The organism is Rummeliibacillus sp. BSL5 (assembly GCF_052928305.1).
The window spans coordinates 97,299-112,846 of sequence record NZ_JAVGCV010000004.1; the positions used below are offsets into that span (position 1 = coordinate 97,299).

The window sequence follows — 15,548 nt, forward strand, 5'->3', positions numbered from 1 at the left end:
CTTTAATAACTCTATCATATTATGCCACTAGCAAGAAGGAACTGTCATTTAAAAAACAAATAATTCTCCAAATAATCCTTTTAGCTACATCGGTGTACATGTTACCTAAAATATGGTCATTGCTTCCTTATGTATTGAGCTGTGCTTTTAGTGCCTCTAGCTCCTCATCCGGTATACCTAATACTTGATACACTTTTTTCAATGTTGTTTGTCTTACATTGCGATCTCCACGCTCAATCCGACTAATTGTCTTTTGCGTTACATTTGCTTGCTGCGCTAGCTCTGATTGCGTAAGACCGACAGCCATCCGATATTTAAAGATTAATTCACTACGCTTTACTGCCATCATTGCATCTGGTGAATTTTCTTGTTGTACTACATTTTCATCTTGTGGGTCATATACATTTGAAGTAACCACTAGACCACTCCTTTATCGAATTATTAGGCTTTCTGTTTCCTTGCCAGTAGTTACTTCCGCTAATTGTTGCATAATCATAGTTGAAAAATTCCCTCTTAAAATTATTGTAAGTAACTAATGGAATGATTAAATAAGAATATTGACTATACAACATTAAATTTACAGAAAATTGAAATATAGTTAATATTCTTATAATTTAAGTTGCTCCATTGTATAAACTAACAATGGTTGGTTTTGACTCTATTTATTTGCCATTCATTCTATTGTAATCTAAATTTTCTAAAAGTGTAATAACTTTTATCATATTTTTAGGATAATATTCTAAATGGTTTATTCTTATTTGGGTTGGCGATCACTTTTTGCCAAAAAAATCATAAGTGCAATCAGGCTGATAATATTGATTAACGTTCCACCTATAAGTAATACCCATTGCATTTTCATAGGGATATCTCTTGTGACAGCGAACGTAATGCTTAATGAACCGATAGCTATTAATACTACATAAAATGGCAGTCCTTTTAACATGGCTCTCACTTCCTGTTATTTATTTTTTTCATCTTATCATTAGCACTAGGAATCTTCTACCGTTCTGTATATAAAATAATATGCAAAAAGCCTATATTTTCAATAGGCTTTTTTACATTCTTTATGAAAGTTTTCTTTATTGTGCCACGCGTGTTTCTGAGTAAGATTTTATTTCGTTATAATATTTGTTTAGAGAAGAAGCAGAAACTCCAAACTCCTCCGCTATTTCCTTGATTGTCATTCCAACAGGCTCGAATAGCCCTGCCTCGCCACCAAAACGGATGGCACCTGCGGCGATGGCGACGGCTTTTCGGGCTTTTGGCTGAATTTCAACTACATAGTCTTCTACTATATCTACAAGTTCTTCCCATGGACGATTTCGTTCTTCCAAGAATGCTTCTATTTTCAAGAAGACATCTGCTTCGAAATCAGTAAACTCTAAACCGTCAAAGCCATTTTCACCTAAGCTCTCCCACAATTCAATTGAATGTGCCTTGTAGAACTCTTCTGCACTTTGCTCTTGTTTTTTAAAATTCCCGATCCATGTATCAAATACCTCTTGTTGGTCTTTCGGGAAGAAGATCATGCTTGAAATGGCTAAATAGCTCTCTTCCATTCCAGAACCATCTGGCAAGATAAAGCAGAAAACATGGACATCCAGCGGAACTGGTTTTTCGCCTTCTCTTCTTACTTTTATTTGCTTTCTAGTCAGTATGTCTTCAACAACAATATAGTGGTCCTCTACTCCAACAACTCTAGCTAGAATCATATACGGATGATTCCATGTCTCTAGAACTTCAATCGTTTTAGGTCGAACCATTTCTTTTTTAGTTTTCTCTAAATAACTTGTCCATATATCAATACGTTCATGGAAAAAGAAATAATCCATTACAATGGCCTCTGTCATCTCCTCAATTAAGTAAGGAGCGAGGCTTTTTTTCCATTCATCCGCCATTTGTATATAAGATTGATAGTCTTTCCTTAACGGATACACATCGTAAAAAGTTTGCAATACACGATCTAATTCTTCTATATAAACATCTTCTACTGTTATTGCCGCTTTTTGCGCACAGCACTTTTTGTATTTCTTTCCGCTTCCACAAGGGCATGGATCATTACGTCCTGGCATTCTTAACACTTCCTTTATCCTGCTCTTACGGCAGCAAGCCTTCGCTAATCTATAGCTGGTTTACTGACCGAAGTCTTTATTAAAAATAAAGAGCTTTTTTAGCATATCATTTTTTGGCAGCTAGTGAAAGTTTACATAAAATCTATGAATTTTTGCTATAAGTATGTTACTGTTTTTATATGAAAAAATATATTCCGCTCCTTATTCTAATTTTGGCTATCTTTATTTCTTCAAGCCAATCCTATGAGCAGCAAACTATTGTCCCTACCTTGCAAGCATATTTTCCAAATGAGCCATTCAGAGATTTACTTTCAAAACTTCACTTCTATTACTATGGGATGGATATCTCTGTAGATACAAGAGGCTACTATTATTTCCTTGAATTCCTATGTCGAAAAGCTGCCCATTTCTTTACATTTGGTGCCATTGGGATTGCTGTATATATTGCTTTACCAAGAAGAAAGCATCGTTTTGTCTTAGCTGTCTTGGCAGCATGCCTTTTAGCGGTGATAGATGAATTTCATCAGTATTTCACATCTGGACGTACCGCTTCCTATCAAGATGTGCTTTTAGACACTAGTGGAGCCATTGTCTTATTGCTCATCTGGAATGGCATCTCAATCCTTGTGAAACGACGTGCGAAAAAGAAAGCACATTAAAAAGAGACTATGATAAAAAAATAAGGTAATGAAAAAACCGAACTATATGTGATAATTTCACATTTGTTCGGTTTATCTTTTTATTATTTTGTGTTCTGTATCAGGCGGCTTTCCACGAGCTTGGCTTCAATCTCCTCGTCACTACGTTCCTGTGGGAATTTCAACTCAAGCTATTCCTACAGAAATCGCCGCCTTCTATTTCTATCCTCTTTAAGTTTGTTCTTCTAGCTTCTAATTCAGCTTATACGCAGCATTTCATTAAAACTTGCCGATACATACATCCAAATCAATAGTTACCTTACTTAATGATTTCTCGTTTATATCTTCCTTTTGATGCCAGCCAAGCGGTGTCATATGGGCTAAATCTGGTACGAGTTCTTTTTCAAGCGGCAAGGTTGCTGTGATGCGAGCGACCGTTACTTCTTTGAACTGTTCTTTAAACCGTTCAACCGTTTTGGCATTAGAATATGTCTTTTTATCTTCGTCCACAAAGAATTGATCTCTTAATTCTTTCAAATAACCGCTTTGTGGCACGACTTTGACCACGACTCCATCGGGTTTTAGAAGCCTTTGGAACTCACTATAATTAGCAGGCGAAAGGATATTTAAGATACAATCGAAACTTTGGTCTTTAAATGGGCTTTTAGCTAAATCACCCACATACCACATCATTCCACCGTAATTTTTGGCAGCAGCCACTATACCTTCTTTAGCAATATCAATTCCTGCAGCGTGCATTTTGTATGTCCCAGACTGCTCATAAGCTTCTTTTATTTTCACCAGATGGGAGCCTTCACCGCAGCCTGTATCTAATACAGTCAAATCTTTTTCATAGAGATTCAGCTGCTCAACGATTGTTTCATACATTAAGTGATAGAGATTTCTATCAATAACCTTTTTTCTTGCATTGAAAAGTTCACTGCCGTACATAGATGGAGCAGGATGAGTCATAAAATTAACGTAGCCTTGCTTTGCCAGATCAAATGTATGGCGATTTTCGCAGATCACGGTTGATTCCTCTGTGACCTTCATCTCTTTTTGACAAAGAGGGCAAGACAATATATCTTGGTGTTCCCGCATATAATTGGCGCTTGCTTCTTTCTTCGTCATTCCCATCAAAACACCTCCCGGCAAATTTTAGTATCCCGTGATATAGCTAAGTAATAAGCCTACAGAAGAAAGTAGTCCGTAAAGCGTATTCGTTAAAGCTGTGGACTTCATCGCTAGGCCCAACTTTGGCGGATTAGATTCTGCTTCTTTAAAGCTTTTAATGGCTTTAATAGGTTTTGGTACACTAATCAACACAACCAACAACCAAGGACTGACAATACCACAAAGGATAAGTACGATCATCCAAAGATATGAAACGATAAATGACCACCCTAGTATATTAATTGCTTTTTCACGCCCTGCTAGTATTGCTAACGTTTTTCGTCCGCCTTTTGTGTCTTCTTTGATATCGCGAATATTGTTTGCCATGTTAATACCACCGACTAAAATGCCAAGAGGGATGGAAACTAGAACGCTTGTTAAACTAATATCCCCTGTTTGAATATAGTAAGATATCAGTACGAACGCAAAACCCATGCTGAGCCCTGCAAATAATTCACCAAATGGCGTATAAGCAATCGGATAAGGACCACCTGTATAAAAGTAACCGATTGCCATACCTATAAGACCAATAACAACTAGCCACCAGCTGCTTTCCATACAGATATATACGCCTATAACAACAGCTAATGCATATAGTATCAAGGCAAAATTCAATATAGTACTTGGCTTTGTCCCATGACGAACAAGCGCGCCACCAATCCCGATTGATTCAGCCGTATCTAAACCACGTTTGAAATCGTAATATTCATTGAATAGGTTTGTAGCAATTTGGAGGCATAAACAGCACACCAACATCGCAATAAATAAAAGCCAATTTATTTTAATATCGAACAGTGCAAGTACTGTCCCTAATATGACTGGTGAAAAAGTAGCTGTTAATGTGTGAGGCCGAGTCAGCTGCCACATTAACTTAAATGTGCTAATTTCCTCAATCTGTGAAGAAGTTTGATTCATCGTAAGTCTTCCTTTCTACTTTGTATAACTACTCTATCTTAACTGATTTTTCGCTACTGTGCCAAAAAGGATTGTGGTTTGAATTTGGCTAAATGATTTGTTAGAATAAGGCTAATTAAATAAATGATTGATTTCTAGGGTTCCGCAATTTGATTTGGTCTGGGCCGAGAGAAATCACATAGCAATTGCTATGCCACGGAAGGAGAAAAGCCTGGGAGATTACTGATGTTCGCATCAGTATTCTTCAGGCTTTTTTCCATGAAAGGAGATATTATGCTTAGACATTGGTTAATTGTTTTAATCGCAGTATTGTTTGAAGTAGGTTGGGTTGTCGGCCTGAAACATGCCCATACGCCACTTGCATGGATTGTGACTGTCATTGCTGTTTGTTTTACTTTTTATCTTTTATTAGTAGCAGGTAAATATTTGCCTGTTGGGACTGTTTATACTGTTTTCGCAGGCTTAGGGACAGCAGGCACTGTACTCGTAGGTGCTTTTGTATTTGGTGAATCACTTAATGCTATAAAAATTGTACTGCTACTTCTTTTAATGGCAGGAGTAATAGGCCTAAAAATGGTAACGCCAGCATCAACAGAGACGGAGGGTGATTCATAATGGCTTGGGTTGCTATTATATTGGCTGGATTTTGTGAAGTTTTTGGGGTTGCAATGATGAACCGTTTTCAATTAGATCGAAAACTGTCGACGGTTCTTCTCCTAATTATCAGCTTCGGTGTCAGCCTCTTATTATTGTCATATGCCATGAACACTGTTTCGATGGGGATTGCTTATGCCGTCTGGACTGGAATCGGTACAGTTGGTGGCGCCTTGGTTGGTATGATCTTTTTTGGCGAGTCGACCAATTGGCGTCGTATTCTTTTTATCGTCATGATTTTGACTGCAGCTGTCGGATTAAAACTAGCTTCTTAATTCTTTTTTGTGCAGAATCTATATTCTGAAAATTTTTTTAGCTATAATAGAGCAAAAGAGGAGATGGGGAATTGAGATGAAAATTTTTGAAGTTACTACACAAGAAGATTTGCAAAGAGAATTCGATATCCGTCTTAAGGTTTTTGTAGACGAACAAAAAGTGCCAGCAGAGGAAGAGCTAGATGATCAAGATTATCTTGGCGGTGACTGCAAGCATTTTCTTGCCACTACCGATGACAATATCGCTGTAGGTACAGGACGTGTGCGCTTACTTGAGGATTACGGAAAGATTCAACGTGTTGCCGTATCAAGAGATTACCGTGAACATGGAATAGGGCGCTTAATCATCCAAGCTTGTGAAGACAAAGCAAAAGAACTGGGCGCTAAAAAAGCAAAATTAGATGCACAAGTGCAAGCACAAGGTTTTTATGAAAAGCTTGGATATGAAGTCAAATCAGGTGTCTTTTTGGATGCAGGCATAGAGCATGTACTCATGGTAAAACCGTTATAATGAACAAAAGCTGTTCAGGAAGTCAACTCGCTTCCTGGACAGCTTCTTTTTTATCTGTACTTTTTTCTGGTTGTTTCAGCGTATAGAGAATGCCCCCAAATATAAGAATCATGCCAAGCGTTTGCCAGATGGTTGGGCTAAAATCTAAAAGAGTGATATCCAGCAAAATAGCTACAAGCGGATCTAAAAACACTAAGGCAGACACAATGATGGCTGGAAGGCTACGTAAACTATCAAAGAAGAGATAATATACAAAACCAGTATGAATGATGCCGGTCCCTAAAATGTAGAACCAATTTAAACTGGTCAAACCACTAAAGACGCTGAAATCCATAAATGGCAATAGTATCACGATACCAACAGAAGTTTGAATAAACGTTAAAGCATAAGAACTAAGCTCTTTAATCCCCTTTCCAATAAACATCGTCATCGCATAACAGATGGCTGAAAGAATCGCCCATACAAATCCAGAATCTATCAGCATACTGAATGACGAAAACTGTTTTGTGCCGACAATTAAAAAGCTTCCTAAAAAGCAGACAATTACTGCTAATACTGCACCAACCGACATTCTTTCCTTTAGAAAAACACTTCCTAAAAGAAGCAGAAAAATGGGTGCTACATTATAGATAGAGATAGCGAGAGAAATCGCCATATCATGGAAAGCCTTAAATAGAAAAACCCAATTTAATACGAGAAATACACCGCATATAATCGTGTACAACATCTCTTTTTTGCTCCACTTTTCTTTCTTGTAGCCGCCGGTTAAAGACCAAACAGCACTTAAAAAAAGAGTCGCAAAAATGCATCTGATAAAAACAAGCTCCTCAGCAGGAATGCCTGTATGAATTGTAAAAAAACCAATTGATCCAAAAATGGCCATAGAAATAGCCATTTTTACCGCTGCAGATTTATTCAACTTTTCTCTCCCCTCTCAATTAACTGAATGTTATAATAACTATACTACTAATTTTATAGTGAAGACACAAAAAAGAAGCTGCTTTCTCAGCAGCTTCTTCCTATCAGAAGAATAAGGCGCTTAATCGCCCTACTCTCTATTTTCCATTTCACCTGGCAATAATAGTACACCTATACCGAACGCTATAATGCCGGTGTACAACATATATTTAAATAGATTAGCTTCAACAATACCAAGCGGATGTGCCAGCCCAATAATCAATAAGAGAAGGCCAGCATAAAACAATAAATATCTCATTGGGTAAAGCCTCCTTACTTGTGGCGAAAAGTGTATCCTTGCGCTTTATACGTTTTCTTCACTTAATATGCCCAAAATTTCAGATGCTTATATATACCCTATTATTATCATTTGAAACTTTTTCTTATTTAGTCAGATGATAAGGTACTGAAATAATCACTACATTTCGTTTATACAAAAGCCATGTTCGGATCAATAGGCTAGACTGGTTGTGCAATATATTTTGCCACCCTTTTTTCGGTATGAACTGTGGAATAATAATCGACACCTGTCGGTTTTGACAATTAGCCTTATGTTCAATTTTATCAATGGCTTTCGTTAACGGGGAAACGATGCTCCGATATGGTGAATAAAGAGCTAAAAGCTTAACATCCGGAAATCTACTTTCCCATTTTTTCTCAAATGCATGTAATTCTTCTTTATCAAATGCTACATAAATGGCAATTAACAGATCTGGAGACAATGACTTTGCGTAGCTGATAGAATGTTCTACTACCTTACTAATGCCTCCAACCGGCACTAAAATAACATTTCCATCAATACGTGGAAGTTCATTTGTTAATTTATTTACGCGTAATTGTTCGCCAACTAAATCATAATGATTTTTAATCCTATGGAAAATATAAATCAATGTTGGCAAAAAGATGAGCACTGGCCACACATGATCAAACTTCGTTAAGAAGAAGATCGCCGCAACAACAAATGAAATAAAGGCGCCGACCGTATTGATCAAAAATTTCCCTTGCCATCCTTTAGGCCTTTCTCGCCACCATTTCACCATCATACCTGTTTGCGCCAATGTGAACGGTATGAACACACCGACTGCATATAAAGGGATCAATTTTTCTGTAGAACCTTGTGTAACAAGAATAAGTAACATGGCAAATACGCCCAGCATAATGATGCCGTTTGAATAGCCTAAACGGTCACCTCTTACTTGAAACATTCTTGGAATGTATTTGTCTTTCGAAAGATTGACTGCTAATAGCGGAAAAGCTGAGAAGCCTGTATTAGCCGCTAATACTAAAATGAGCGCTGTAATTCCTTGGATAAAGAAGTATAGCCATGACCGTCCAAAGACTTCTCTTGTCATTTGGGAGACAACAGTTTCCTTTGGATCCGGCGCAACCCCTAGATAATAAGCCAAGAAAACAATTCCGGCAAACAGCACAGCTAACAATCCGCCCATAACCAATAGAGTTTTGGCTGCATTGACAGGAGCAGGCTTTTTAAAATTAGGAATCGCGTTTGAAATGGCTTCAACTCCTGTAAGAGCGGAACTACCTGAAGCAAAAGCCTTCAGCAGGATAAATAAGCTGACCCCTGCAACTGGCGTACCAATTGCCGTATGGAGATTAGGCGAAAATTGCCCAGTCAAGATTTTATAAATACCTGTGACAATTAGTATAATAAGGGCAGCAACAAAGAGATACACAGGATATGCAAGGATTGAAGCAGATTCTGTTACTCCTCGCAGGTTGATGATTGTCAAAAACAAAAGAAATAGTATGGCGATTTCTATATTATATTCATGCAAGCTTGGAAATGCCGATGTAATAGCATCTGTTCCTGCAGATACACTTACAGCTACTGTCAGAATATAATCGACCAATAATGAACCACCAGATATAAGGCCCGCAGTTATCCCTAGGTTTTCCTTAGAAACAACATAGGCCCCCCCACCATGCGGATAGGCAAAAATAACTTGCCTGTATGATAAAATAAGCGCCACTAACAAAACCACGACAAACACGGCAATTGGGATGGAGTACCAAAACGCTGCTGCCCCCAATGCCATTAGAACAATTAGAATTTGTTCAGGCCCATAAGCAACAGAAGATAGCGCGTCTGATGACAAAATAGCGAGCGCCTTTGTTTTGCTCAACTTTTGATCACCTAGCTCTGTTGATTTTAGTGGTTTGCCAATTAACATTCGTTTTACTGAAATTCTCATTAAAAACACCTACTTTGGATGCGTATCGCTTCATAACGTTGTTTTATAAGCAGGCAGAAATAACCTGCAGGCGCATAAATCCTTTATAGGCATTATGCATCCATGCAAGCCTCAGTTTCTCTTTATTAAGATGGCCGACCCAACCTAGAAAAAGTGTTACAGCAAGTTTTGCTGCTCTGCAGAATTACCTTTCTAGCTCGTAGCCTGACAATCAAATTATGAAGCGTGCCGTTATATTACTCCCATTTTCATCAAAAGTAAATAGGTTATTTTGAAGAAAAAAAGAGACTCATTTGTATGAGCCTCCCCCATTTTTCTAGTCTTTTTTCACTGATGTAGCGGTTTTTAACATATCCATTGAATCTTCTATTCTTTCTAATGAATACACGACACCATTATTTTGCCATTTTACAAAGTTGCCTGATGACTCTTTGGCAGACAGGTGAATCATACCGTGGTCTTTAGGTGCTGGCAACGTATTGTCTTCTAAATAATTTACTGCTTTCTTTGCGAGTTCAAGGCCATCTTTTGGCTTGTCTGTTGACGTACGAGCAGCAAGTGACCATCTGCCTTCATTCCAGCCAATCCACAATGAACCTGCACCTGCATCTTGGTAGCCTGTAATGTTATGTCCTAAATCGACTTTTTCTCCACCGGCTTTACTGTATTCTTCAAAACCGATTTGGTCGGATGCCTCTCCAGTGCTCGCATATTGGTGTCCTGTAAATTTCGCGATCACATAGTCTTTACTTAACTTTTTGACAGATTCATCATTAATCGGTACTTCTTTGTCCGTTTGGTAATAGACAACTGAGTAATTATTGTTATTTGATTGCACTTTTGCAGTCAAATATTTACCGCCTTCTACTGGTAAATTGGTTGGCAGCATCACTGGTAAGTTTGTTTTTATTTGTTTTCGGATGGATTCAACCACTGAGCTATTTGTATTTTCTACTTCTTTCCCTGTTTTTGACGTACTTGAAGAAGAATCATCGCTCGATTTATTGCCTTGCCCTTCTACCTTATTCGCTTTTTCCGTATCGGCCTCAGGCTCAGTACCACCTAATGTGTTTGTGCTACCTGTTTCATTTGTTTTTTTATCATTGTCACTTTTTGCTACTTGTCCTGTTTTTTGAGTATTTTCATCATCGTTTTGGTGATCTGCACTCTTGTCAGTATTGCTTGAACATGCCGTCAGCAAGCCAACAGCGACAAAACAGCTTAAAATTTTTGCAGAATATTTCATGTTGGCATCTCTCCTTTTTTGTCTCATTATATCACTTCCCATTTTTGTTAATTCTAAACGTTGCCTTGTCTCCTGCTTCCAATAAAAAAAGCCGTCATAGGACAGCTCTACACTTTCGGAATTTCCCTCGTAGCTATTAAAAAAACGACAGCAGATAAGACAAAAAAGATGAACGGTTTAATAGCGACATCCAGTCCTTGTCCAACCATTAAATGTGTGGAAACGGCACCTGCCATCAATGCAGCCAAGATACAGCTAGAAATTGGCACAAAACCTTTTTTCCAGAAGCCAAGCAATAAGCCGACCCCTGAAGTTGCTTCGAGTGCACCCACGCCGTACATGATTACTTTTCCGTAGCTAAATACTTCCGTAAAGTTTGCAACATGCATCGTGTGGGCGGTCAGCTTTAAATATCCAAAATACATAAAGCCAACAGACAAGAGCAACTGAATAGCAAGAGCTGAATATTTTCTAAGCATTAAAAAATCCCCCTACTATATATTCATTATTACTATATATAGGCGAGGGATCTTTTTTAGAATCTATAAAGGCAAATTTATGCTGTTTTAAACGTTATACGTATAATTTCATCCATTCTACGAAGTTTTCGATAACAGAGTCTAAAAACTTCACTGTACTCTCGTCAGTTAAGTTTCCATTGCTATCGAATTTATTATGCGCTGCTCCCACATATACTTCATTTCGTTGAAGAACTGGAGAACCTAAGCCTGGTGCAAATAAAATATCGCGTAGATGTCCTTGCGCTTTAACTGTGCCCAAGTTACCCATAGAAGCACCCATAATAAGCGAAGGTTTACCAATCATTACTTGGTCAACACGAGATAACCAGTCAATCGCATTACCAAGTACACCTGGAATAGAAGCATTATACTCAGGAGTTACCCAAAGAACAGCATCTGCTTCTTTTACTTTTTGTTTAAAATCAATCACCGATTGTGGTGGCTCATTTTCTGTATCTTGATTGTACATTGGGATATCATTTAAACGTAAAATTTCTAAATCAAATTGGTTAGAATACTTTTTCTCGATATATTGTGCCAACATTAAATTATAAGATTCTTTTCGAATACTTCCGACAATTGCTACGACTTTCACTTTAATTCCTCCTCTAAACTCTTTTCATTATTTTCCTTCTTTATATTACCCATTAATTCTGATATTGTCACAAACTTGAACCCTTTTTTCTGCAATTTATTTAAGATGACCTCAAGAGACTGAATAGTTTGCTTCCGATTCCCGCCTCCATCATGGAATAGTACAACATCGCCTGGTCTTGCTCCATTTAATACTTTTTTAGTGATTTTGTTAACACCAGGATTTTTCCAATCTTGTGTATCTAGATGCCATGACCATATCACGACTTTATAGCCTTCTTTTTGCGCTATCCGTATCATTTGGTCATTGTAATTGCCGCCAACCGGTCGAAAAAGATTTGGCGAAAAGCCGGTGATATTGTGAATTATATCATTCGTTTGGTTCAATTCTTCCACTAATGCCTTGCTATTGACCTTATACGGATGTGAATAAGTATGGTTTGCTAATTCGTGTCCTTCAGCGTATTGACGCTTAATAATATCTGGATGCTTTTCTGCGCTTTTGCCTAGAACAAAAAAGGTGGCCTTCGCATTATATTTTGACAACACATCTAAAATCTCCGGCGTGTATGTTGGATCTGGCCCATCATCAAAAGTTAATGCAATCATTTTTTCATCTGTTTCCACATCCCACAGCACTTGCCCTGTTTTCTCATAGTATTCCCGTCCCTTATTTTCCGCTTTGCTTAAGGTAGCGTAACCAATGGAGATGACTAGAACACAAACAGCAATCCATATAAATTTATTCCTTGTCACATCATCACCTCCAAAGCATTTATCATTACTATTTACAGATAGCGATAATTTATGCCTCATTACAGACATAGAAAAATTCACTTCAAATAAGTTTAATGCAGTTTTTTTTATGTAAAAAAGGGAACACTTTATACAAGTAATCATGCGTTTTAGGAGGATGAATTCACGGATGCCAAATGAAAAAGCTTTACCCAAAGAAGAAGGCGTTGATCACACTCTCAGTTTATTAAAAGAAGGCTATCTATTTTTAGCTAATCGCCGTAATACGCTGAATTCCAAAGTTTTTGAGACCCGAGTACTTGGAAAAAAGGCAATTTGTCTAAGCGGCAAAGAAGCAGCAGATTTATTCTACGATAATAAAAAATTTATTCGTCACGGCGTCGTACCCGAACGAGTTATTCAAACCCTTTTTGGAAAAGGCGGTGTACAAGGTCTTGATGGTGAAGAGCATACACATCGAAAAAAAATGTTTATGTCCGTTATGACAAAGGAACGGCTACAACAGCTTGCAGATATCACCGGCCAGCAATTCGCTATGGCTGTAGACAAATGGCGAAGCCAAGAACAGGTCGTTTTATTTGAAGAAATGCAATTACTTCTGACCAAAGTTGCATGTGAGTGGGCAGGTGTACCTCTATCAAAAGACCAAATACAAAAGCTTTCGAAGGATTTAACATCTTTATTTGAGACACCAGCAGCAGTAGGCCCTCGTAATTGGGGTGGCAGAATGTCACGTAATAGAATTGAAAAATCACTCATTGAGTTAGTAGAGGCTATTCGGGAAGAAAAGGTGACCGTTTCAGCGGATTCTATTTTATCGATTTTTGCTACACATCGTGATTTAGATAATCACTTATTGGATAAGCATGTGGTTGCGGTCGAAATATTAAACATCTTGCGCCCAATTGTAGCTGTTTCTATTTTTGTAAACTTTTTGGCTCTAGCTCTGCACAATTATCCAGAAGACCGAAAAAAGCTTGAAACAGGTGATCCAGCGTATGCGCAAATGTTCATTCAAGAAGTAAGACGCTTTTATCCTTTCTTCCCGTTCACAGGAGCCACAACAAAAGAAAGCTTTACATGGAAGGGATATGACTTTGAAGAAGGTACACTTACCCTATTAGATTTATATGGAACAAACCATGATCCTGATGAGTGGGAAAATCCTGATAAGTTCTTACCTGAACGATTTAAAGATTGGAAGGAAAGTCCTTTTTCATTTATTCCACAAGGTGGCGGTGATTTTGTAATGGGACATCGCTGTGCTGGTGAATGGGCAACGGTAGAGATTTTGAAGGTCTGCCTTGATTATCTAGTAAACAAATTAACATATACAATGCCCCCACAAGATTTAAGCTATAGCATGTCAGACATTCCGAGCATTCCTAAGAGCAAAATTATTCTTACGAATGTGGAACCTATAAAAGGATAATTTTTTCTCTACAATAAAAAAGGCCTCCATATGGGGGCTTTTTTTCATTAGGCAGGCTGTAAACTAGGCACACTTTGAAGTTTTTGAAAGTGTTCCAAATCTTCCTGATATAATTTTCGATAAGTAGATAAACTATGTTCTTTTATTAGATGAAAGCTTTCTTCCTCAACAAGTTGATAAAGACGATTTAACTTTTCTGCGTTCTTCCATGCTGTTTCTTCAAATACTATATTCATTTCGTGCTCTTCAATTAGCACACTCATTAATGTTTGATCAGCATAAAACTCATCAAAAGTATGGCTTTCCTTTAAGTCAAAAATCTCAAAAGTTCTAGTCAACGATGCTAGCAAAGCATCCCTGTCCATAGCATGGCCGAGTTCATGAATCGTAATGGCTTTTACATATTCTTCAATTGAAACTCTATGTGTTAGTTCATCATTTGCCTTCAACAAACGAGATGGATCAAAGCTAACATAATCTCCAATAAAATTATAGCTCATATTAATTCCTGATTGATCTTCTCTAAGTTCTTTTCCTATATTAACTACTTCCATAATTGATTGAATAAGTTCTTGAAAATGTTGTGATGTGTACTGTGCTTGCATAATGCATTAACTCCTCAAAATGTTCGTTCGCAAGAAATGGGCCAAGCCCGTCAATAAAAATCAAACTTGATTTAATATATACGAAGTAATATGTAAATTCAAGGAAAAATATTCATCACAATAAAAAAAAACATGCTAAATATTAAAAATACTATTTTTGACACAAAAAAAGAGTGTTTGTGAAGAATAAATCCTCACAAACACTCTTACCTAGTAATTTTCACTTTTGTGTGCTAAAATAAATACACCTAGTAATGATAGAGATTAATTAATTATTGATTAATCTCTGTCTTATTTTTTGCGGTTTTTACGAGCACGAGCTTCTCCGCCTTTACGGCCAGCTTCTTCGCGGCTCATTTTGCCGTCGTTGTCATCGCTATCAGAGCGTTGGTTGCTGCGAGCTTCTCCGCCTTTTTGGCCAATTTCTTCATAGAATTCACGGTCATGGTTTTTAGAAGTAGCTTCTCCACCTTTTTTACCGATTTCTTCGTAGAAATCACGATCATGGTTGTCAGCTGTTGCTTCTCCGCCTTTTTTACCGATTTCTTCGTAGAATTCACGGTCATGGTTTTCAGCTGTTGCTTCTCCACCCTTTTTACCGATTTCTTCGTAGAATTCACGGCCATGTGATTCTGCTGTTGCTTCTCCACCTTTTTTACCAATTTCTTCGTAGAATTCACGGCCATGTGTTTCAGCTGTTGTTTCTCCGCCTTTACGTCCTGCTTCTTCCACTGTCATTTTTCCATCGTTACGTTCTTTATTGTCTTTAGCCATTTTAAATTCCTCCTAGTATGTTTGGTATTTTGATGTTTTTTTGAACTTATTCTTTCTTAGTTAAGCTCATTATTTATATTCCCGCGGACCAAATTATTAAACTCTTTTTTTGAAATTTTTTAGATATTTATATACTTATCGCTTAATTAGTAATTATATTGCTTTCTGATTCCCCCTTTATTATCGTTTTCTATTAAACAAGTCTTCATAGG

Annotated in this window: 19 protein-coding genes and 1 riboswitch; of the genes, 5 read left to right on the forward strand and 14 right to left on the reverse strand. The window is 37.5% G+C overall.

Annotated features, from left to right (window positions below; translation table 11 throughout):
* Positions 1-127 precede the first annotated feature (127 nt).
* From RCJ93_RS13280 to RCJ93_RS13290, 3 genes are all read right to left on the reverse strand, one after another.
* Complete coding sequence (locus tag RCJ93_RS13280) at positions 128-418, reverse strand: helix-turn-helix transcriptional regulator (RefSeq protein ID WP_066790422.1); 291 nt, start codon at positions 416-418, stop codon at positions 128-130.
* Positions 419-754: 336 nt separating this feature from the next.
* Complete coding sequence (locus RCJ93_RS13285; RefSeq protein ID WP_066790425.1) at positions 755-943, reverse strand: hypothetical protein; 189 nt, start codon at positions 941-943, stop codon at positions 755-757.
* A gap of 136 nt (positions 944-1,079) precedes the next feature.
* A complete protein-coding gene (locus tag RCJ93_RS13290) occupies positions 1,080-2,072 on the reverse strand; it encodes a YecA family protein (protein WP_392996712.1) in 993 nt (330 codons plus the stop codon).
* Between the two features lie 179 nt (positions 2,073-2,251).
* On the opposite strand from RCJ93_RS13290, the gene RCJ93_RS13295 reads away from it, so the two are divergent.
* Positions 2,252-2,731, forward strand: coding sequence for a VanZ family protein (locus tag RCJ93_RS13295; RefSeq protein ID WP_446739266.1), 480 nt, complete (start codon positions 2,252-2,254; stop codon positions 2,729-2,731).
* 258 nt (positions 2,732-2,989) lie between these two features.
* Here RCJ93_RS13295 and RCJ93_RS13300 read toward each other — a convergent pair whose 3' ends face one another.
* Both RCJ93_RS13300 and RCJ93_RS13305 read right to left on the reverse strand, forming a co-directional pair.
* Complete coding sequence (locus tag RCJ93_RS13300) at positions 2,990-3,847, reverse strand: putative RNA methyltransferase (RefSeq protein WP_446739267.1); 858 nt, start codon at positions 3,845-3,847, stop codon at positions 2,990-2,992.
* A 21-nt stretch (positions 3,848-3,868) separates the two neighbouring features.
* Positions 3,869-4,798 carry a 1,4-dihydroxy-2-naphthoate polyprenyltransferase gene (locus RCJ93_RS13305; RefSeq protein ID WP_150285457.1) on the reverse strand — a complete coding sequence of 310 codons (930 nt, stop codon included), beginning with the start codon at positions 4,796-4,798 and terminating at the stop codon, positions 3,869-3,871.
* A gap of 123 nt (positions 4,799-4,921) precedes the next feature.
* Positions 4,922-5,018, forward strand: a riboswitch (guanidine-I (ykkC/yxkD leader).
* A gap of 53 nt (positions 5,019-5,071) precedes the next feature.
* On the opposite strand from RCJ93_RS13305, the gene RCJ93_RS13310 reads away from it, so the two are divergent.
* The 3 genes from RCJ93_RS13310 (at position 5,072) to RCJ93_RS13320 (ending at position 6,238) form a co-directional block, all read left to right on the forward strand.
* Positions 5,072-5,413 carry a DMT family transporter gene (locus tag RCJ93_RS13310; protein WP_446739294.1) on the forward strand — a complete coding sequence of 114 codons (342 nt, stop codon included), beginning with the start codon at positions 5,072-5,074 and terminating at the stop codon, positions 5,411-5,413.
* Positions 5,413-5,727 (forward strand): DMT family transporter, encoded by a 315-nt coding sequence (locus RCJ93_RS13315; RefSeq protein WP_150285458.1) that lies wholly within the window; start codon positions 5,413-5,415, stop codon positions 5,725-5,727. The genes RCJ93_RS13310 and RCJ93_RS13315 overlap by 1 nt, the downstream gene beginning before the upstream one ends.
* 76 nt (positions 5,728-5,803) lie before the next feature.
* A complete protein-coding gene (locus RCJ93_RS13320) occupies positions 5,804-6,238 on the forward strand; it encodes a GNAT family N-acetyltransferase (RefSeq protein WP_446739268.1) in 435 nt (144 codons plus the stop codon).
* A 22-nt stretch (positions 6,239-6,260) separates the two neighbouring features.
* Here RCJ93_RS13320 and RCJ93_RS13325 read toward each other — a convergent pair whose 3' ends face one another.
* From RCJ93_RS13325 to RCJ93_RS13355, 7 genes are all read right to left on the reverse strand, one after another.
* On the reverse strand, positions 6,261-7,133 hold the full coding sequence (locus tag RCJ93_RS13325) for a DMT family transporter (protein ID WP_446739295.1): 873 nt from the start codon (positions 7,131-7,133) through the stop codon (positions 6,261-6,263).
* A 153-nt stretch (positions 7,134-7,286) separates the two neighbouring features.
* Positions 7,287-7,454 carry a hypothetical protein gene (locus RCJ93_RS13330; protein WP_158512605.1) on the reverse strand — a complete coding sequence of 56 codons (168 nt, stop codon included), beginning with the start codon at positions 7,452-7,454 and terminating at the stop codon, positions 7,287-7,289.
* Positions 7,455-7,578: 124 nt separating this feature from the next.
* Complete coding sequence (locus RCJ93_RS13335; protein WP_446739269.1) at positions 7,579-9,408, reverse strand: APC family permease; 1,830 nt, start codon at positions 9,406-9,408, stop codon at positions 7,579-7,581.
* A gap of 316 nt (positions 9,409-9,724) precedes the next feature.
* Positions 9,725-10,654: a hypothetical protein gene (locus RCJ93_RS13340; protein ID WP_446739270.1), complete on the reverse strand. Its 930-nt coding sequence runs from the start codon at positions 10,652-10,654 to the stop codon at positions 9,725-9,727.
* 107 nt (positions 10,655-10,761) lie between these two features.
* Entirely contained in the window at positions 10,762-11,133 is a 372-nt protein-coding gene (locus RCJ93_RS13345; RefSeq protein WP_446739271.1) for a DoxX family protein, read from the reverse strand.
* 94 nt (positions 11,134-11,227) lie between these two features.
* Positions 11,228-11,770, reverse strand: coding sequence for an NADPH-dependent FMN reductase (locus RCJ93_RS13350; protein WP_150285464.1), 543 nt, complete (start codon positions 11,768-11,770; stop codon positions 11,228-11,230).
* Complete coding sequence (locus tag RCJ93_RS13355; RefSeq protein ID WP_223823628.1) at positions 11,767-12,525, reverse strand: polysaccharide deacetylase family protein; 759 nt, start codon at positions 12,523-12,525, stop codon at positions 11,767-11,769. The genes RCJ93_RS13350 and RCJ93_RS13355 overlap by 4 nt, the downstream gene beginning before the upstream one ends.
* A 169-nt stretch (positions 12,526-12,694) precedes the next feature.
* Here RCJ93_RS13355 and RCJ93_RS13360 point away from each other — a divergent pair, with 169 nt between their 5' ends.
* Complete coding sequence (locus tag RCJ93_RS13360; protein WP_446739272.1) at positions 12,695-13,957, forward strand: cytochrome P450; 1,263 nt, start codon at positions 12,695-12,697, stop codon at positions 13,955-13,957.
* A 47-nt stretch (positions 13,958-14,004) separates the two neighbouring features.
* Here the strand turns inward: RCJ93_RS13360 and RCJ93_RS13365 are convergent, their stop codons facing one another.
* Positions 14,005-14,562 (reverse strand): integrase, encoded by a 558-nt coding sequence (locus RCJ93_RS13365; RefSeq protein ID WP_446739273.1) that lies wholly within the window; start codon positions 14,560-14,562, stop codon positions 14,005-14,007.
* A gap of 291 nt (positions 14,563-14,853) precedes the next feature.
* Positions 14,854-15,336, reverse strand: a complete 483-nt coding sequence (locus RCJ93_RS13370) for a KGG domain-containing protein (protein ID WP_150285468.1) — start codon at positions 15,334-15,336, stop codon at positions 14,854-14,856.
* Positions 15,337-15,548: the final 212 nt, after the last annotated feature.